Origin of the sequence: Pseudomonas sp. LA5, from assembly GCF_028640825.1 — a bacterium.
In the GTDB taxonomy this organism is placed as follows: domain Bacteria; phylum Pseudomonadota; class Gammaproteobacteria; order Pseudomonadales; family Pseudomonadaceae; genus Chryseomonas; species Chryseomonas aestiva.
On record NZ_JAQYZY010000019.1, the window covers coordinates 67,225 to 85,153 of the forward strand.

Below are 17,929 nucleotides of genomic sequence, written 5' to 3' on the forward strand. Positions count from 1 at the left end.
CAGAGCGCTTCGGAAGACAGTCCCCCGCTCCACCAGCCTCTCCCCCGCCTCACCTCTCCCTCAAGCCCTAGTGGAAATCCCGACTCGACACCATGAGTTCGTCGAGCAAAGGACTCAGGTCGGTCAAGCGACCGGCGATCAGGTGCTGCACCCCCGCTTCCCGTTCCAGATGCCCCTCGACCTGTAGCAATCGTGCCTGCAACAACGGTCGCCGCTGCTGTTCGCCCACCGCGCGCCAGACCACCACATTGAGCATGCCGTGCTCGTCTTCCAGGGTCACGAAGATCACCCCGCTGGCCGTGCCCGGTCGCTGTCGTCCGCGTACCAGTCCGGCCACCCGCACCAGGGCACCGGGTCTGATCTCGTCCAGCTCACGGAAATCCCGGCAGCGCCGGGCCTGGAGTTCACCGCGCAACAGGCTCAGCGGATGGGGTCCCAGGGTGGTGCCCAGCATGCGGTAGTCGGCATGCACGTCCTCCGCGACGCTGGGTGCGAGCAAGGCCGGGCGTTCCTCCAGGGCGCTGTCCGCCGACGCGAACAGCGGCAGCTGGCGCTCCACCCCGGCCATGGCCCAGCGTGCCTGATGGCGATCCCCGGCCAGCTCCGCCAGGGCGCCGGCCTCCGCCAGCTGTCCGCGCGCCCGGGCATCCAGCTCGGCCCGACGACAGAGGTCCTCGACGTCGCGAAAGGGCTGCGTACCCCGTGCCGCTACCAGGCGCTGGCCAGCCGCTTCCGCCAGCCCCTGTACCAGGCGCAGGCCCAGGCGGATCGCCGGCTGATGGCCGGCACTCGCCTCCAGCCGGCAATCCCAGTCGCTGGCCTGCACGGTCACCGCGCGCACCTCGATGCCGTGGCGCCGGGCGTCCTGCAACACCTGATCCGGACTGTAGAAACCCATCGGCCAGCTGTTGACCAGGGCACAGGCGAAGGCGGCCGGCTCGTGGCACTTGAGCCAGGAGCTGGCATAGGTCAGCAGGGCGAAGCTGGCGGCATGGGATTCGGGAAAGCCGTAGCTGCCGAAGCCCTTGATCTGCTCGAAGAGGCGCGCAGCGAATTCCGGGCGATAGCCGCGCTCGACCATGCGGCTGTGCAGCCGTTGGCGATGGGGTTCGAGGCCGCCGTGGCGCTTCCAGGCAGCCATGGAGCGGCGCAACTGATCGGCTTCGCCGGGCGTGTACTGGGCGGCGACCATGGCGATCTGCATCACCTGTTCCTGGAACAGCGGCACTCCCAGGGTGCGCTCCAGGGCTGGACGCAATTCGTCATGGGGATAGTCGGCCTCCTCTTCCCCGTTCCGGCGGCGCAGATAGGGATGCACCATGTCGCCCTGGATGGGGCCGGGACGGACGATGGCCACCTCGATCACCAGGTCGTAGAGGGTTTGCGGCCTGAGGCGCGGCAGCATGGCCATCTGGGCGCGGGATTCGATCTGGAACACCCCCACCGTATCGGCGCGGGAGATCATGGCGTAGGTGGGCGGGTCTTCCTGGGGCAGGCTGGCCAGGGTCCAGCGCTGGCCGCGCCAGCCGGCGACCAGATCGAAGCAGCGGCGCAGGGCGCTGAGCATGCCCAGGGCGAGGATGTCGACCTTGAGCAGGCCCACGGCATCGAGGTCGTCCTTGTCCCACTGGATCAGGGTGCGTTCGGGCATGGCGGCGTTTTCCACCGGCACCAGCGTCGCCAGGGGCGCTGCGGAAATGACGAAGCCACCGGGATGCTGGGAGAGGTGCCGGGGAAAGCCGATCAGTTGGCCGGCGAGGATGAGCACTCGCTGCAGCAGCGGGCTGTCCGGGTCGAAACCCGCTTCGCGCAGACGCTGCGGACCGGGGATCTCGTCGGTCCAGCGCCCGGCGCACCCGGACAGGGCGTCGAGCTGGTCGCCCGGCAGGCCCAGGGCCTTGCCAACATCGCGCAGGGCGCCGGCGGCGTGATAGGTGCTGACCACCGCGGTGAGCGCGGCCCGCTCGCGCCCATAGCGGCGAAAGACGTACTGGATGACCTCTTCGCGCCGCTCGTGCTCGAAATCGACGTCGATATCGGGCGGCTCGTCGCGCTCGCGGGAGATGAAGCGCTCGAACAGCAGATTGCCGGTGAGCGGATTCAGCTCGGTGATGCCCAGCACATAGCAGACCACCGAGTTGGCCGCCGAGCCGCGGCCCTGGCAGAGGATGTGCTGGCGGCGGGCGTAGTCGACGATGTCGTGCACGGTGAGGAAGTAGTTCTCGTAGCCCTTTTCGGCGATCAGCGCCAGCTCCCGGGCCACCTGGTCGGTGACCCTTTCCGGCGCGCCTTCCGGCCAGCGCCAGGCCAGGCCACGGCGGGTCAGCTCGGCCAGCCAGGCGCCGGCCGTCGCGCCGGCGGGTATCACCTCCTGGGGATAGCGATAGCGCAACTCGCCCAGATCGAAGCGGCAGCGGGCGGCGATCCTCAGGGTCTCGGCGCGCAGCGCCGCGGGATAGAGGCTTTCGAGCACCGCCAGCGGGCGCAGATGGCGCTCGCCGTTGGGATGCAGGCGATAGCCGGCCTCGGCCACCGGCAGGTGATGGCGGATGCCGGTGAGCACATCCTGCAGGGCCCGGCGCCCGCGGGTGTGCATGTGCACGTCGCCACAGGCCACTGCCGGCACGCCCAGTTGGGTGCCCAGTGCCTGCAACTGCAGGAGTCGGGCGGTATCGTCGGCGCCGCGCAGCAATTCGACGCCGAGCCAGAGGCGCTCGGCGAAGACCTGCTTGAGCCAGGCGCCTGCCTCGGCCACGGGTTCTTCTCCCGGCAACCAGATCGCCAGCAGCCCGGGCAGTGGCGGCTGCAGATCCGCGCGAGCAAGCTGGTAGCGGCCCTTGGGCGCACGACGGCGCGCCCGGGTGATCAGGGCGCAGAGGGTCTCGTAACCCGACAGATCCTCCGCCAGCAGCACCAGCCGCAGGCCATCGTCGAGGGTCAGCTCACTGCCGACGATGAGTGGCAGCCCGACCTGGCGCGCCGCCTGCCAGGCACGGACGATGCCGCTCAGGGTGCCTTCGTCGGTGATGGCCAGCGCCGCGTAGCCCAGCGCCTTGGCGCGCTCGAACAACTCCAGGGCGCTGGAGGCACCGCGCTGGAAACTGAAATTCGACAGGCAATGCAGCTCGGCATAGCCGCTCATGCGAACCAGCCCTGGATCCACCAGGGCGTCTCCTCGCCATAGCGGCGAAAGGCCCAGGCCTGGCGTCCGTCGGCCACCTCGATGCGATAGTAGTCGCGGCGCTGGTCGCCCCCGTCCCACCAGCCACTTTCGATGCGTTCAGGGCCCGCGAGGACGCGGCGTGGCTGACCGTCGAGGGGACGCGGTTCGCTCAGCAGCCAACCCGGACGCAGACCGGGCAGCGCGGTCTCCAGGCGTCGTTCCGGGCGCCAGACCAGGGCGCGCTCGGGACGGTGATCCGCCTGGATGCCAAGACCGAGTACCGCTGCTTCGCCCAGCCGGGCACGCAGGCGCTCGCGCAATACTTCCCAGCCCACGGCCTGGGCCGGGCGTTCGTCGAACAGGCCATGGCGCTCCGGCACGAAGAGCGGCAATTCCTCGCTTTCCAGGCGCAGCGCCAGTACCGGCGCCACCACCTGCAGCTGTTCAAGACGACCTCGGGCGAATTCGAATAGCAGGGCGGCATCGCGCTCGGGCGCCAGCAGGCCGATGGTGAGGGCGGTGGCCGGACCCTGGCGATGCTCCAGCCAGAGCAGGAAGCGCTGCACGCCACGGTCGCGACTGGCCAGCCAGGCGGCCAGGTCGGCGGTAAGGCGGCGCAGCGGGAACAGCAGGGCCTGGTGGGATTCCACCTCGAAATTGAGCTCCACCCGCGTCACGAAACGGTCGGGGGGTCGATAGAATTCCAGCGCCAGGCTGCGGCTGCCACCCAGCAGATCCAGCTGCTGCAGGAGCTCCGGAGTGAAGCGGCGGGCCAGGGCGACCCTGGGCAGGGCCTTGAGCTGCGCCAGGCGGCGGATGCCCATGCGTGCCAGCGCCTGGGCCTGCTGGGGAGCGAAACCGGCCCGCTCCACCGGGAGTCGATCGAGCAGACGCGGCAGCTCCTCGGTGGAGGCGGCCAGACCATCGGCGACATTGGTCAGCACCCGCGCCGCCACCGGATTGGGCGCCAGGGCCAGCCGATGGCGAAAACCCAGGCCCTGGAGCTCCTGGCGCAGGCGCCGTTCCAGCCGCGGCCACGGCCCCAGCAGCGGCAGACTGGACTGCACCTCCAGCAGCAGCGCCCGGGGGTAGTGGCGGCTGACCTGGGAACTGAAGCCATAGCCCCAGGCCGCCAGCAGCGTCTCGGCCGTCTCGATGAGCGCCGGATCGTGCTCCTGCTGCTCGAAGTCGCGGGTCAGCGCCTGGGCGGCGGCCAGGGTCAGGCCCGGGCGCAGTCCCAGCGCTCGGGCGGCCGGATTGACCGCCTGCAGCAGCCGCCGGTGCGGTGGTCCGGAGAGCAGCACCAGCGGCTGCTCCGGCTGCGGATGACGGCGCAGCACGGCATCCAGCGCCAGCTGCGGAAAGAGGATGCAGGCCCAGCGCATGGCAAGCTCAAGCGCCGCCGGCCAGATCGAGCACGCCGGGTTGCCCGCCCCGGCATTTGCGGATGTGCAGCCGTTCCAGGGGGGCCCGGAGTTCCAGACGCAAGGCCGCTGGCGAGGGATTGTCCAGGGCAGCGGCCGGACGCAGGGCGAAGGCCAGGGTACGACCGCTCTCCGCGGCGACCTGCAAGCGGCGCAACTGGCGATCATCGGCGCGCTCGGGCCAGCAGAGCACCGCGCCAAAGCAACCCGAACGCAGGCATTGCTCGGCGGCCCAGAGCACCTCGGCGCCCTGGGCGCGGATCACCACCAGGGAATCCAGCGCTACGCCGGCCGCCTGCCAGGCCAGGGGATAGGGCAACAGCGGCGGCGCGATCAGGGCGATGCGCTCGGCGGCCTGGCTCAGGCGCGCCAGGGTCGGCCAGAGCAGCCGCAATTCGCCATGGCCGGGGCCGGCGAGCAGCAATTCGGTGAGGGCCGCCTCGGGCCAGCCGGCGCCAGGCAGATAGGCATCCAGGGCAGCGACCCCGGTGGGCTGACCACTGCGCCGGGCTTCGGGACTGGTCTGCCCCTTCCACAGGCGCCGCTCCTCGAACAGCCGGGCCAGGCTGGCGCCGCCGCCGCCGCTCATGCCGCCAGACCTGCAGGGGTGTTGTCCATGGCCATCGCCTCTATCTGTATATGCATACAGTATTAAAGGCGATTCGCATCGGGGTCAAGTCGAACCGCTGCCTGGATCGATGAAGGGGCCATCCGAATCCAGATCACACCGCAGGCAACCACCATTGTTCGAGGGCATGGCGGAGGCGATAAGGCTGTCAACTGACCTGTAGCGCCGGGCGTCTGGCAGTGCACTCGATGGTGGGCCAGAGGCACTGGATGCCCGCAAGATGAAGAACATGAAGATTTCGGCAGCCATCGGCAAGGTCGCGGGGTCCTTGCGCCGACGTCAGCCGTCCAGTCACCGGCTCCGTCCCGAGCACGCGCCGGTACTGGGAGTCGTGGCAGGCATCTTGTATCCTGCGGAAGACACTTCGAGTGCCCGGAGGGCCTCATCATGCGTTCGCTGCTCTATGGCCTGCTGCTCGCCAGTGGCGTCGTGGCCGCTCAGGATGTCTACAAGTGCGTGGACGACCAGGGCCGGACGACCTATACCCAGGGCGCCTGCCCGACGAATAGTCAGATCACTACCATTCCGCTGCAGAGTCTGCCCGACAGCAACGGCTTCACGCCGCCGCCCAGGCCTGCCGCGCCTCCGCCGGTCAGTGCGCCGCGCGAGGTCACCGTGGTACCCGCCCCCGCTTCCAGCCGCCAACGTCCGGTCGACGACATCACCGTGGTCGGCGGCTCCTCGTCCTCTTCCAGCTCGCGTCAGGAAACCGAGGTGCGCGGCTCCGGCATCATCTATCAGCCGGTGCCGGTCTACATCGACCGCCGCCCACGCAACGAGACCTGGCACATGGTGCCCCATCCCCAGGCCCAGCAGCCCCAGCCGCCAGCGCCTCCACCGCCGCCGAACCGGGGCATCCCCATCGATCGCTAGCGCTACAGCTTGTGCAGGAAGTTGACGACGAACTTGCGCCCCTCGGTGCGGTTCTCGGCGTCCTGTTCGAAGTAGCTGTTGACGGTGACCAGGTTCTCCCGGGAAAAGGCGTAGGTGAAACCCGGGCCCCAGGCCCAGACCTTTTCCCGCCGCCCGCTGACGTCATGCCCGTCCACCTGGGTGTCGGTGATCTGCCGGAGCCAGTAGCCGCTCAGGCCGACGCTGAGCCGATCGTTCAGCGCGTACTGGGTGGCGAAGTTGGCGTGCAGCGCCTGGCCGGCCCGGGTATCGGACACATCGCCGAAGCTGCGTAGCGGCTGGTCGTTCCTGCCGTTCCACAGGTACCAGAAGCGTCCGGTCACCGACCACTGCGGCGTCAGCCAGTAGGTGGTGGCGTAGTAGGGATTGAAGGACCAGAAGTTGCTGCCCGGATTGATCGCCCGGTCGCGGTCGTAGCGACCGGTGGGGGCGACGATCTCGGCCTCGATACGCTGCGCCCAGCGCGGTCCGCCATCGGGGCGGGTGGTGGTGGGCAGTTGCAGGAAGGCGCCCAGGGTCAGGTCCCCTACCCCTTCGCGGGCGCTCAGCGCCTGGCCGCCGAGGCCGTCATCGACATCGGCATGGGCCAGCCAGGGCAGGATGGCGGTGAAGCCGGGCATGGCGCCATTGGCCAGGGGCTGGCCGACATAGATGATCTGGCTGACCGGGGCGAAGGTGGTCAGCTCCTGCTTGGGCAAGGGCAGCTTGCGCCCGTCCTGGTCGTTGAAGCGGCTGGTCTTGCCATAGATCAGGTACTCCGACAGGTACCAGCCGGGGCCATCCGGCGCCGGCGCGCCATCGTAGAAGCTGGTGGAGCCGAGGTTGAGACCGGGCAGATCGTAGGCCTGGACCTGCAGGGAGGCGAGGCTGGCCGCGGCCAGCAGACCGAATCCGAAACGTGTGCGCATGACGTCGTCCTAAAGTTGTTCTTGTTGTGGGAAAACGCGATCGCCGCACCCGGGCAGGCGCGGCGATCCGGATCAGACGTAACTGGCGGCGAGACCGCCATCCACCGGCAGGTTGGCGCCGTTGATCCAGCGCGAGGCATCGCTGCAGAGGAAGGCAATGGCCTCGGCCACCTCGTCGGCCAGCGCCGGGCGCAGCATGCGCTGGCTGTCGCGGGCGACGCGCTCTTCGCCGAGCATGCTGACGAAGTCGCCGAGGATGGGGGTGAATACCGGCCCCGGCGCCACGCAATTCAGCCGTACGCCGAATTCGCGGAGCCAGGTCTGGGACTGCACGAAGCTCCAGACGATGAGCGCCTCCTTGAAGTACTGGTAGCAGGTGGCCTGGTCCACCGGATGGGCTTCCAGCCAGGCCTGGGCCTGGGCGAAGTCGGCGATCTGCGCCAGCGCGCGATGCTGTTCCAGGCGCTGTGGCCATTCGGCGCCGAGGATGGAGGCGACGTTGACGATGGCGCCACCCTGCCCCAGCCGCGCGACCAGTTGCTGGCTGAGCAGCCGCAGGCCGAGATAGTTGACTCGCGCCACGGCCTCCCGGGGCGCCGTGCCTGGCACCCCGGCGACATTGCACAGGCCGTGCAGACGCTCCGGCAGGCGGTTGACCAGGGCGGCGATGCTGTCGGGATCGCCCAGGTCGGCCTGGTGGAAGTCGTCCAGGCTGAGCTGGGGCTGATTGCGATCGACGCCGATCACATAGGCGCCCTGAAAGCGCGCCAGACGCGCCAGTTCAGCGCCGATGCCGGAAGCCACGCCGGTGACGACCAGGGTCTTGCCATACAGGGTCATGGGATTTTCCTCTTGTTGTTATTGGTTGGGTAACACGGGCTAGAAGGGATAGCGTGGCGGCTCGATATGCTCGGTCACCCACTGCCACTGGCTGTAGTCGTCCCAGTTGCACAGGCCGCCGACGCTGCCGCCATTGCCGGACTGGCCACGCCCGCCGAAGGGATTGACCACCTCGTCGTTCACCGTCTGGTCGTTGAGGTGCAGCATTCCGCATTCCAGGCGTTCACCCAGGGCGCGAGCGCGGGCCAGGGAGCCGGAGAGCACGCCGGCCGCCAGGCCGTAGGGGGTGCGATTGGCCAGGTCGACGGCCTCGGCCTCGCTGGCGAAGGTCACCACGCTGGCCACCGGACCAAAGATCTCTTCGTCGAAGGCGCGCATGCCGGGACGGACACCGCTCAGTACGGTCGGGGCATAGAACAACCCTTCGTGCCGGCCGCCCTGCTCCAGCCGGGCACCGGCGGCGAGGCTGTCGGCGACGATGCCCTGTACCCGTTGCAGCTGCCGGGCGTTGATCAGCGGACCCAGCTGGGTCGTGGGTTCCAGCGGATCACCCAGGCGCAGGGCGGCGGCGCGGGCGACCAGGCGTTCGGTGAAGGCGGCGGCGAGGCGCTGGTGCACCAGGATCAGCCCGGTGGCCATGCAGATCTGGCCCTGGTGCAGGAAACTGCCCCAGGCGGCGCAGCCGACGGCGCGGTCGAGATCGGCGTCGTCGAGCACGATCAGCGGATTCTTGCCGCCCAACTCCAGGGCCACCTTCTTCAGGTGGCGCCCGGCGCTTTCCGCCACCTGGCGCCCGGCCTGGGTCGAGCCGGTGAAGGCGATCATCCGCACCTGGGGATGGGCGCAGAGCGCCGCCCCGGCCTCGGCGCGACCGGGCAGCACCTGCAGCACGCCCTTGGGCAGGCCGATGGCCTCGAACAGTCGGGCGATCAGGATGCCGCCGCTCACCGGCGTCTGGTGATCCGGCTTGAGCACCACGGCATTGCCGCAGGCCAGCGCCGGTGCCACGGCGCGCAGCGAAAGGATCAGCGGGAAGTTGAAGGGCGAGATCACCCCCACCACGCCATGGGGCAGGCGGCGGGCATAGGACAGCGCCCCGCGCTCGCTGGGCAGGACCACGCCATGGGGCTGCAGCAACTGGCCGGCGACCTGCTGCAGGATGACCCCGGCTTCGCGCAATTCCAGCTCGGCCTTGGGCAGGATGCCGCCGGTCTCCCGGGCGATCAGGGGGGCCAGTTCAGCGCGCTGCATTTCCAGCTGCGCGGCCGCGGCCAGGAACAGCCCGGCCTTTTGCCGCGCTGTCCAGGCGGCCCAGGCCGGTTGCGCCTGGGCCGCCTTGGCGCAGGCCTGGTCGATGTCGGCGCCACTGGCCAGGCCGGTGCAATGCAGGGGCTGGCCAGTGGCGGGTTCGACGACCTCCAGGATGCCACCCTGGGCGGCGATCCAGTCGCCATCGAAAATCCGCTCGCGCCAGGGTGCGCCGTCCAGGAACGGTGTGGATGGTCTGCTCATAGCCTTCTCCTTGTTGTTATCGGGCCACGGTGGGCAAGGACAGGGGAGCAAAGGCTGTGCCCAGCCCGGGCTGGCAGGAGAAAGAGCCGTTCAATCAGGGACTTGCTGATTTAGGTGGACAAAGACACCCGGCCTACCCGGCAAACGTCTTGCTCAAAAGATAAAGTTATGAGGTATAACCTTTCTCTCGATTGCGCATTTGCGCAATTACTCCGGGAGTCCTGCCATGGCCCTGTCCGAACGCCTGTCCCTCAACGCCTTGCAGCAGGTCGCGCCGGGCCTGCACCGGGGCGACAGTGCCGCCTGGGACGGCAGCGCCAGCCCGACCCAGGCGGAACTGGCCGAGTGCCTGTTCTTCTCGCCCGGCGATGGCCGCATCTGGCTCAATGACCAGCGCATGCTGCTGGTGCACGCCTCCGCCTTTGGTGCCCTGCGGCGCGAGTTGATCGGCGCCCTGGGTCAGGAGCGCGCCCGCGGTCTGCTGACCCGGGTGGGCTATCTTTCTGGGGTAAGGGACGCCGAACTGGTGCGCAAGCGCTGGCCCCAGGCCGACGCCGCGGCCATCTTCGCGGCCGGTACCCGCCTGCATGGCCTGGAGGGTCTGGTGCGGGTCGAGCCGCTGCATTTCGAATTCGATGTCGACCAAGGGCGCTATGGCGGCGAATTCCTCTGGCATCACTCGGCCGAATGCGACGAGCACCAGATCGCCCACGGTCAGGGCAGCGACCCGGCCTGCTGGATGGAGATCGGCTATGCGATCGGCTATGTCAGCAGCCTGTTCGGTCGCCTGGTGATCTTTCGCGAGGTGGAATGCCGCGCCATGGGCCACCACGTCTGCCGGGTCGAAGGCCGCAATGCCGAACGCTGGCCCGATGTGGCGGAAGACCTGCGCTATCTCAATGCCGCTGGCGACGGCGCCCCCGCGACAGCCGCCACGGAACGCCTGCCCGCGCCCCTGCCCCACGCCGCCGACGGCCAGCAACCGCTGGTGGGCGCCTCGGCGGCCTTCAACAGCGCCTTCCAGGCCCTGCAGCGGGTCGCCCCGACCCCGGCCACGGTGCTGCTCACCGGCGAATCCGGGGTGGGCAAGGAATTGTTCGCCAGCCACCTGCACCGCCTCAGCCGCCGCGCCGACGGCCCCTTCGTCGCACTCAACTGCGCGGCCATTCCCGAGAATCTCATCGAAGCCGAATTGTTCGGCGTGGAGCGCGGCGCCTACACCGGCGCCAACCAGTCCCGCGCCGGGCGCTTCGAACGCGCCCAGGGCGGCACCCTGTTTCTCGACGAGATCGCCTGCCTGAGTCTGCCCGGCCAGGGCAAGCTGCTGCGCGCGCTCCAGGAGCGCGAGATCGAGCGGGTCGGCGGCAGCCGCACCCTCAAGGTGGACGTGCGCGTGATCGCCGCCACCAATCTGGACCTGCGCGACGCGGTACGCCGCGGCGACTTCCGCGAAGACCTCTTCTATCGCCTCAACGTCTATCCCATCGGCATCCCGCCCCTGCGGGACCGCCGCGACGACGTGCCGCTGCTGGTGGATCTGTTCCTGCGGCGCTTCTGCGCCGCCTACGAACGTCCGCCAGTGGGCCTGACCATGCGCGCCCTCAAGGCCCTGCTGCGCTACGACTTTCCCGGCAACGTGCGGGAATTGCAGAATCTGGTGGAGCGCGGGGTGATCGCCAGCGATCCGGGCGAACTCATCGACCTGCCCCACCTGTTTCGCGGCGAATCGCTGCCGGCCGACCTCCTGGAACCGGCGCCGCAGACAGCCAGCTGGCTGGAACGCCTGGGCGTGGACGGCAAACGCCCGCTGCACCTGGGACAGCTGGAAGCCGAGCTGCTCGACGAAGCCCTGGCGCGCAGCCAGGGCAACGTGGCCGCCGCGGCGCGACTGCTCGGCCTGAGTCGTGCCCAGTTCGCCTATCGCCATCGCCGCGCGCGCCAGGATCTGGACTAGAATGACCCCTCGATACCCTCCTCTCGCCATCTCCGACGGAAGCCCTTCCCGCCGATGAGTTCCCCCGACGACGCCACGCCCCTGGACCCTGCCGCCACCCCCTGGCTGGACACCGCCGTAGGCTATGCCCTGCGCCGCGCCCAGATGAAGATGTTCCAGCACCTGGTGGACAGCCTGGCCGCCTATGACCTGCGCCCCGCCCAGTTCACCGCCCTGGTGATCCTCGAACAGGAACCGGGCCTGATGCAGGCCGACCTGGCCCGGCGCCTGGCCATCGAGCCACCGCAACTGGTGCTGCTGCTGAACAAGCTGGAACGCCAGGGCCTGGCCGAGCGGGTACGGGGCACCCAGGATCGCCGCGCCTACGCCCTGCACCTCACCGAGCAGGGCCGTGCCCTGGTGGGTGAACTCAAGGAACGCGCCGCCGCCAGCGATCGCGCCGCCAGCGCGCCACTGGAGGATGCCGAGCGGGCCGAGCTGTTGCGTCTGCTGCGCAAGCTCAATGGGGAATTGGGCTAGGTCGATTTCGAGGTGCGCCTTGAGTCGCGTATTCGCCCAGATACGGCAAAATCGTCTAGGACGACTGCAATCCTGTGGCAACGAACTGTGGCGTAGTCAGTATCCAGAGGCTGCCGAATTCGACAGTGACTTTCGCTATGCAGGCTTCCTATACTGAGGTCACCTGATCGAACGAGCAGCCTCTGCCAGGGCGTCCAATCCTACGTTCGCAGGAAACCCGGTGTGGCAGCGCCGGGTTTATCGTTTCATGCCCTGAGCGTCCTTCCGTTCGAATCCGCCTGCTCAGCTCGTGGCCAGCTACGAGTGGGCCAAAAAGATAGATTTCAAGCCCGAACCTCTCCTATGACTAGCCCCTCTCCCTTTGAGAGAGGGCCAGGGTGAGGGACACCGGCAGCGTCTGAGACACCTCCCTGTTGGGCTTCGCTGCACTCAACCACAACCTACGAAAAGCTGACCTATGTCCAGCTTCCCCCTCTCCCACGGGAGAGGGCCGGGGTGAGGGACACCGGCAGTGCCCGAGGCACCACCCCGTTGGGCTTCGCTGCGATCAACCGCGACCTACGAAAAACTGACCTATGTCCAGCTTCCCCCTCTCCCGCCGGGAGAGGGCCGGGGTGAGGGACACCGGCAGTGCCTGAGACACCGCCCTGTTGGGCTTCGCTGCGCTCAACCGTAACCTACGAAAAGCTGACCTATGTCCAGCTTCCCCCTCTCCCCCGGGAGAGAGCCAGGGTGAGGTACACCAGCAGCGCCCGAGGCACCGCCCTGTTGGGCTTCGCTGCGCTCAACCGCAACCTACGAAAAGCTGACCTATATCCAGCTTCCCCCTCTCCCCCCGGGAGAGGGCCGGGGTGAGGGTCAACCTGACCCTAGGCGCCTCCGGTCCGCTCGCGGATAATGCGGCTCCCCGTCCGCTCAGGAGACATCCAGGTTGAATACCCCTCGTCCGCGCCCGGAAGTTGCCGGCGTCGCCTCCGCCGACCGCGTCCTGACCGTGCTCACCGCCTTTCGCATCGGCGATTCGGCCCTGAGTCTCGCCGAGCTGACCACCCGCACCGGGCTGATCAAGAGCACCATCATGCGCCTGCTGGTCTCGCTGGAGACCTTTGGCCTGGTCACCCGCCTCGCCGACGGTCGCTACATGCTGGCCAGCGAAGTGGTACGGCTGAACGCCATCTACCAGGACGCCCACGATGTGGAGCGCCACATCATGCCGCGCCTGCATCAGCTGACCGAAGAGAGCGGCGAGACCGCCTCCTTCTATGTGCGCCACGGCGCCTATCGCCTCTGCCAGTACCGGGTGAATTCGCCGCATCGCCTGCGCCTGCACCTGCAACCCGGCGACATGCGGCCCATGGACGAGGCGGCCAGCGCCCAGGCCCTGCAGACCTCCCATGAGGTCGCCAAGGCCGGGCTGACGCCCTACTACTCCTGTGGTGTCACCGATCCCCATGCCGCATCCCTGGCGCTGCCGATCTATGGCGCTCAGGAAGAGCTGCTGGGCGCCCTGGTCATCTCCGGTCCGGCCAACCGCCTTACCCAGGAACGCGCTCGCGCCCTGCATGGGGTACTGGGTGCCACCGCCGACGAACTGACCCGCAGCCTGGGCGGCAAGCCACTGTACGGCTCGACGGTCAAAAACCGTACAGACTGACCGGGTTGTCGCGCAGGATGGCGGTACGCGCCTGTTCATCGGGTGCCCAGTCGGCCAGCAGGTCGAAGATGTGTCCGTCGTCCGGCTTGTGGCCGGCCGCCACCGTGGGGTGCGGCCAGTCGCTGCCCCACAGCAGCCGTTCGGGATGCCGGCGGACCAGCTCCCGCGCCACGGCGCCGACATCGGCATAGTCCGGCGGACCACTGCGCGACCTGATGTAGGGCCCCGATAGTTTCACCCAGGTACGACCACCGTCCAGCAGCCGCCCCAGCACGGCGAAGGCCGCCGACTGCACGCCTTCCGGCTGGGGCACATGGCCGAGGTGATCGATCACTAGTCGCGCCGGCAGGCGTTGCAGACGGCTCTCCAGCTCCACCAGCTGATTACCCGGAGCGACCACCTGGACGTTCCAGCCCAGTTCGTTGACCCGTGCGGCCAGGGGCTCCAGATCGTCCAGGTCGGCACCCCCATAGCTCAGGTTGAAGCGGATACCGCGTACCCCGGCCTGGTGCAGCTCCTGCAACTCGGCAGCGGTGATGGCTTGGTCGATCACCGCCACCCCGCGGGCCTGGCCGCCGCTGCGGGCCAGACCGTCGAGCAGGCAGCGATTGTCGGTGCCATAGGTGGACGGCGTGACGATCACCAGGCGTTGCAGCCCCAGCAGCGCCTGCAGCTGGCGGTAGTCGTCCAGGGAGGCATTGGGCGGCAGCAGCTTGGCGCCGGGCGCGGCCGGATAGCGGTCGTCGTAGAGATGCATGTGGCAGTCGACGCTGCCGGCCGGCGGCTTGAGCCGGGGCGCCGTCTGGATACTGGAAAAGGGTGTGGAGGCCTGGGCCCCCAGGGTGTTGAACAGGCACAGAACGGCACCCGTCTGGGCGCTCGCTTGCAAGAAGCGCCGACGATTGAAGGTCATGAAGAATTCCTCGAGCGGCCGGCCAGCCCGAGCGGGCCGGCCGTGACAGGTCCTAGCTGGCGTTGGCGGTTGCGGCCTGAGCTTCGGCCTTGGCGCGCATGGCCTTGCGGCCCATGACCAGCACCAGCAGACCGCTGATGGCGCACAGGGTGGCCAGCGGCAGTACCGCCAGGGCATGGCTATGGGTGGCACCGTGGATGGCGCCATAGACGTTGACCATCACCCCGCCGCCGATGAGGTTGGCCAGGGCGCCGATGGCGGCCAGACCCGCCGCGGCGGTAGAGGACGACAGCCAGCCCGAGGCCAGCGCCCAGAACGGTCCCTTCATCGAATAGGCACCGATCAGCACCAGGCTCAGCAGGATCACCGTGGCGGCCAGCGACGAGGTGAACATGCCCGCCAACAGACCCACGGCGATCAGCAGCATGGTGAGCGAGGTGTGCCAACGACGTTCGCCGGTGCGATCCGAGCTACGGCCCCAGAGGACCATCGCCACGGAGGCCAGGCCATAGGGAATGGCATTGGTGAGGCCGACCTCCAGATTGGACAGGCCAAAGGACTTGAGCAATTGCGGCGCCCAGACGCTCATGGTGCTGCCGGCCGCCGAGGCGCCCGAATAGATCAGCGCCATCACCCAGATATCCTTGTGCTTGAGCAGTTGCCAGAGGGAGATATGGCCGATGCTGGTTTTGCGTCCGCGCTCTTCGGCCAGCTTGAGCGTCAGCCAGCTGCGCTGCTCGTCGCTCAGCCATTTGGCCTGCTCCGGGCGGTCGGTCAGCACGAACAGGCAGGCGATACCCAGCAGTACGGCGGGGATGCCTTCCAGGATGAACAGCCAGTGCCAGCCACGGATACCCAGCCAGCCGTCCATGCTCAGCAGCAGGCCGGAGAGCGGCGAGCCGAGGAAATTCGCCCCCGGTATCGCCACCATGAAGAGGGCGACCATGCGCGCCCGGTAGTTGGACGGCAGCCAGTAGGTGAGATACAGCAGCACCCCGGGAAAGAAGCCGGCTTCCGCAGCGCCCAGCAGGAAGCGCATCACGTACAGCGAGTTGGCGCCCTGGACGAAGGCGGTACCGGCCGAGATCAGCCCCCAGGTGATCATGATCCGGGCGATCCAGATCCGCGCACCGAAGCGTTGCAATGCCAGGTTGCTCGGCACCTCCACCAGGAAATAGGAAAAGAAAAACAGGCTGCTGGCGAAGCCGAAGATCGCGGGCGTCAGGCTCAGATCCTTGTTCATCTGCAGCGAGGCCATGCCGATGTTGCCGCGGTCGATGATGGCGATGAGGTAGCAGACGATCAGGAACGGCAGGATGCGCCAGGCGACGCGGCGCATGGTCGCGCGTTCCAGTTCGCTGACCGGGGACGTGGGGGTAGTCATGAGAGCTCTCCGTCTTATTGTTGTGGAGATCGCGTGGCAGGCGGCCCCGTGGGGCCACCCCGTCGCCGCCGCGCTTAGGCGGCCGTCAGGTGGCGATTGACCACCGCGCGCGACTCCACCGTCTTGCCGTGCCAGCAATCGAGCACCTGCTGCACCGCTACCAGGCCGACGCGGTCGCGCGCCTCGGTGGTGTTGGCGCCGACGTGCGGCGTGGCCACCAGGTTAGCGACTCCCCAGAGGTTGCTGTCCGCCGGCGGCGGTTCGGGATGAAAGGTGTCCAGGCCGGCGCCGCCGAGCTGGCCTTCGCGCAGCGCCGTGACCAGGGCCTGGGTATCGATCAGCTCGCCGCGGGCGGTGTTGATCAGCAGGCTGCCGGGGCGCATGCGGGCGAACTGGGCGGCACCGAACAGGTGGCGATTGGCCTCGGTCAGGGGGCAATGCAGGCTGATGACATCGCACTCGGCCAGCAAGGCATCGAAGCTCTCCTCGCGCTGGACATGATCGCGCGCGGGCAGGTGCTTGAGATAGGGATCATAGACCCGCACCTGCATCCGCAGCGGCGCCACCAGATCCATCAGCACACTGCCGATGGCGCCCAGCCCGACCAGACCCAGGGTCTTGCCGAACAGCTCGGTGCCGTTGGCCTGGGACTTGTCCCAGTGTCCGGCGCGCATCCGCGCATCCAGCCAGGCGGTCTGCCGCGCCACGCTGAACATCAGGGCAAAGGCGTGTTCGGCCACCGACTGGGCATTGGCGCCCAGGGCGATGGTGACCGGAATCCCGCGGTCGGCCGCGGCCTGGAGGTCGATGGTGTCGTAGCCCACGCCGTGCTTGGCGATGATCGCCAGCTTGGCCGACGCCTCGATCATGGGCCGGGTCAGCTTGCCCTGGCGGACGATGATGGCGTCCGGCTGTTCCTGGCGGATCAGGGCGAGCAGGTCGTCATGAGGCATGTAGGGCTCGGTCGGGATGACCTGGACGTCATGGGCGGCGGCCAGGGCCATGGCTTCGGGAGCCAGTGCCGGACCGGTGAGCAGGATCTTGCGGGTCATCGGAGTACCCCTTGTTGTTATGGACGGGCACAGCGCCTAAGGCGAGCGATCTGTCTCAGAACCTATCATAATGAAACGCCATTGCAAATTTTATCTTGTAATCGATCAAGAGGGCCGGTCAAAGGACTTGAAACCTTGAAAACGAAATGCAATTCTGAAATCAGCCAGCTAATACGTGGCGGCATCCGACAATTCCCACAAGAGAAATGCCCATGACCATCGGCTTCAGAGTGCTCACTGCCCAACGCAAGGTCGCGGCCGACTGGGTCGCGCGCTACCGCGACATCCCGGTCGCCAACGTCAGCGACTCCATGCACCGCATGACCGCCGGCGGCTCGCGCCTGCGCCCCATGCATCGCCAGGGCGTACTCGCCGGCCCGGCCCTGACCGTCAAGGCGCGTCCGGGCGACAACCTCATGCTGCACCACGCCCTGGACATCGCCGAACCGGGTGACGTCATCGTGGTGGATGCCGGTGGCGACCTGAGCAATGCGCTGATCGGCGAGATGATGGTGGCCTACGCGGTCAAGCGCGGCGTGGCCGGCATCGTCATCAACGGCGCCATCCGCGATGCCGCCAACATCGGCGCCGGCGACTTCCCGCTGTTCGCTGCCGGCATCTCCCATCGCGGTCCGTACAAGGACGGCCCCGGCGAGATCAACGTGCCCATCGCCATCGACGGCATGGTCATAGAGCCGGGTGACCTGGTGATCGGCGACGACGACGGCCTGCTCTGCGTGCCCTACGATCATGTCGCCGAGGTCTATGACCGCGCCGCCGCCAAGCACGCCGCCGAAGAAAAGCAGATGCAACAGATCGCCGAAGGCACCAACGACCGCAGCTGGGTCCTGGAATCGCTCAGGAAGAAGGGCTGCGCCCTGCCCTAGCGACCTCTTGCCGGTATGAAAAAAGGCAGCTCTTGGCTGCCTTTTTTTCATGTTGGCACCCTCTCGAAACCGCTCTGCTGATGGCTCCCGCACTCCCGACCACTGCAGGCGGCGGCATCCCGACGCCTTCCACACCGCCTTCGCGCCTGGCGCAGTTGCTGCCGGCGCGGCCTGCCAAA

14 protein-coding genes are annotated in these 17,929 nt (G+C 68.1%); 5 read left to right on the forward strand and 9 right to left on the reverse strand.

The window, feature by feature from the left end:
- Nucleotides 1–67: 67 nt before the first annotated feature.
- Genes PVZ72_RS02490 through imuA form a run of 3 tightly spaced genes read right to left on the reverse strand, consistent with a single transcriptional unit; the run spans nucleotide 68 to nucleotide 5,176 of the window.
- Nucleotides 68–3,142, reverse strand: coding sequence for an error-prone DNA polymerase (locus tag PVZ72_RS02490; RefSeq protein WP_273861256.1), 3,075 nt, complete (start codon nucleotides 3,140–3,142; stop codon nucleotides 68–70).
- Complete coding sequence (locus PVZ72_RS02495; RefSeq protein WP_273861140.1) at nucleotides 3,139–4,548, reverse strand: Y-family DNA polymerase; 1,410 nt, start codon at nucleotides 4,546–4,548, stop codon at nucleotides 3,139–3,141. The genes PVZ72_RS02490 and PVZ72_RS02495 overlap by 4 nt, the downstream gene beginning before the upstream one ends.
- A 7-nt stretch (nucleotides 4,549–4,555) precedes the next feature.
- On the reverse strand, nucleotides 4,556–5,176 hold the full coding sequence (gene imuA / locus PVZ72_RS02500; protein ID WP_273861141.1) for a translesion DNA synthesis-associated protein ImuA: 621 nt from the start codon (nucleotides 5,174–5,176) through the stop codon (nucleotides 4,556–4,558).
- A 426-nt stretch (nucleotides 5,177–5,602) separates the two neighbouring features.
- Between imuA and PVZ72_RS02505 the strand changes: the two genes are divergently transcribed.
- Entirely contained in the window at nucleotides 5,603–6,088 is a 486-nt protein-coding gene (locus PVZ72_RS02505; RefSeq protein WP_273861142.1) for a DUF4124 domain-containing protein, read from the forward strand.
- Nucleotides 6,089–6,090: 2 nt separating this feature from the next.
- Here PVZ72_RS02505 and PVZ72_RS02510 read toward each other — a convergent pair whose 3' ends face one another.
- The 3 genes from PVZ72_RS02510 to PVZ72_RS02520 form a co-directional block, all read right to left on the reverse strand.
- Nucleotides 6,091–7,035 carry a SphA family protein gene (locus tag PVZ72_RS02510; protein WP_273861143.1) on the reverse strand — a complete coding sequence of 315 codons (945 nt, stop codon included), beginning with the start codon at nucleotides 7,033–7,035 and terminating at the stop codon, nucleotides 6,091–6,093.
- A 72-nt stretch (nucleotides 7,036–7,107) separates the two neighbouring features.
- Nucleotides 7,108–7,875 carry a coniferyl-alcohol dehydrogenase gene (locus tag PVZ72_RS02515; protein ID WP_187978913.1) on the reverse strand — a complete coding sequence of 256 codons (768 nt, stop codon included), beginning with the start codon at nucleotides 7,873–7,875 and terminating at the stop codon, nucleotides 7,108–7,110.
- A 39-nt stretch (nucleotides 7,876–7,914) separates the two neighbouring features.
- Nucleotides 7,915–9,387: a benzaldehyde dehydrogenase gene (locus tag PVZ72_RS02520; protein ID WP_187978912.1), complete on the reverse strand. Its 1,473-nt coding sequence runs from the start codon at nucleotides 9,385–9,387 to the stop codon at nucleotides 7,915–7,917.
- Between the two features lie 226 nt (nucleotides 9,388–9,613).
- Here PVZ72_RS02520 and PVZ72_RS02525 point away from each other — a divergent pair, with 226 nt between their 5' ends.
- The 3 genes from PVZ72_RS02525 (at nucleotide 9,614) to PVZ72_RS02535 (ending at nucleotide 13,514) form a co-directional block, all read left to right on the forward strand.
- The gene (locus PVZ72_RS02525) at nucleotides 9,614–11,341 is read left to right on the forward strand and encodes a sigma-54-dependent Fis family transcriptional regulator (RefSeq protein ID WP_187978911.1); all 1,728 of its coding nucleotides are present in this window, start codon (nucleotides 9,614–9,616) and stop codon (nucleotides 11,339–11,341) included.
- A gap of 54 nt (nucleotides 11,342–11,395) precedes the next feature.
- Nucleotides 11,396–11,860, forward strand: coding sequence for a MarR family winged helix-turn-helix transcriptional regulator (locus PVZ72_RS02530; RefSeq protein ID WP_187978910.1), 465 nt, complete (start codon nucleotides 11,396–11,398; stop codon nucleotides 11,858–11,860).
- A gap of 931 nt (nucleotides 11,861–12,791) precedes the next feature.
- A complete protein-coding gene (locus tag PVZ72_RS02535; protein WP_059314331.1) occupies nucleotides 12,792–13,514 on the forward strand; it encodes an IclR family transcriptional regulator in 723 nt (240 codons plus the stop codon).
- Here PVZ72_RS02535 and PVZ72_RS02540 read toward each other — a convergent pair.
- From PVZ72_RS02540 to PVZ72_RS02550, 3 genes are all read right to left on the reverse strand, one after another.
- Entirely contained in the window at nucleotides 13,495–14,427 is a 933-nt protein-coding gene (locus PVZ72_RS02540; RefSeq protein WP_187978909.1) for an amidohydrolase family protein, read from the reverse strand. The two genes, PVZ72_RS02535 and PVZ72_RS02540, sit on opposite strands and share 20 nt — an antisense overlap.
- A 52-nt stretch (nucleotides 14,428–14,479) precedes the next feature.
- The gene (locus PVZ72_RS02545) at nucleotides 14,480–15,811 is read right to left on the reverse strand and encodes an MFS transporter (RefSeq protein WP_187978908.1); all 1,332 of its coding nucleotides are present in this window, start codon (nucleotides 15,809–15,811) and stop codon (nucleotides 14,480–14,482) included.
- 74 nt (nucleotides 15,812–15,885) lie between these two features.
- Complete coding sequence (locus PVZ72_RS02550) at nucleotides 15,886–16,863, reverse strand: hydroxyacid dehydrogenase (protein WP_187978907.1); 978 nt, start codon at nucleotides 16,861–16,863, stop codon at nucleotides 15,886–15,888.
- 212 nt (nucleotides 16,864–17,075) lie between these two features.
- Between PVZ72_RS02550 and PVZ72_RS02555 the strand changes: the two genes are divergently transcribed.
- Nucleotides 17,076–17,750: an RraA family protein gene (locus tag PVZ72_RS02555; protein WP_187978906.1), complete on the forward strand. Its 675-nt coding sequence runs from the start codon at nucleotides 17,076–17,078 to the stop codon at nucleotides 17,748–17,750.
- Nucleotides 17,751–17,929 lie beyond the last annotated feature (179 nt).

Excerpts from the sequence above, each read along its gene's own strand:
- PVZ72_RS02540 (WP_187978909.1), bottom strand. The coding sequence starts at position 14,427 with ATGACCTTCAATCGTCGGCGCTTCTTGCAAGCGAGCGCCCAGACGGGT.
- PVZ72_RS02490 (WP_273861256.1), bottom strand. The coding sequence starts at position 3,142 with ATGAGCGGCTATGCCGAGCTGCATTGCCTGTCGAATTTCAGTTTCCAG.
- PVZ72_RS02545 (WP_187978908.1), bottom strand. The coding sequence starts at position 15,811 with ATGACTACCCCCACGTCCCCGGTCAGCGAACTGGAACGCGCGACCATG.
- PVZ72_RS02505 (WP_273861142.1), top strand. The coding sequence starts at position 5,603 with ATGCGTTCGCTGCTCTATGGCCTGCTGCTCGCCAGTGGCGTCGTGGCC.
- PVZ72_RS02520 (WP_187978912.1), bottom strand. The coding sequence starts at position 9,387 with ATGAGCAGACCATCCACACCGTTCCTGGACGGCGCACCCTGGCGCGAG.
- imuA (WP_273861141.1), bottom strand. The coding sequence starts at position 5,176 with ATGAGCGGCGGCGGCGGCGCCAGCCTGGCCCGGCTGTTCGAGGAGCGG.
- PVZ72_RS02510 (WP_273861143.1), bottom strand. The coding sequence starts at position 7,035 with ATGCGCACACGTTTCGGATTCGGTCTGCTGGCCGCGGCCAGCCTCGCC.
- PVZ72_RS02495 (WP_273861140.1), bottom strand. The coding sequence starts at position 4,548 with ATGCGCTGGGCCTGCATCCTCTTTCCGCAGCTGGCGCTGGATGCCGTG.
- PVZ72_RS02515 (WP_187978913.1), bottom strand. The coding sequence starts at position 7,875 with ATGACCCTGTATGGCAAGACCCTGGTCGTCACCGGCGTGGCTTCCGGC.
- PVZ72_RS02555 (WP_187978906.1), top strand. The coding sequence starts at position 17,076 with ATGACCATCGGCTTCAGAGTGCTCACTGCCCAACGCAAGGTCGCGGCC.
- PVZ72_RS02530 (WP_187978910.1), top strand. The coding sequence starts at position 11,396 with ATGAGTTCCCCCGACGACGCCACGCCCCTGGACCCTGCCGCCACCCCC.
- PVZ72_RS02525 (WP_187978911.1), top strand. The coding sequence starts at position 9,614 with ATGGCCCTGTCCGAACGCCTGTCCCTCAACGCCTTGCAGCAGGTCGCG.
- PVZ72_RS02550 (WP_187978907.1), bottom strand. The coding sequence starts at position 16,863 with ATGACCCGCAAGATCCTGCTCACCGGTCCGGCACTGGCTCCCGAAGCC.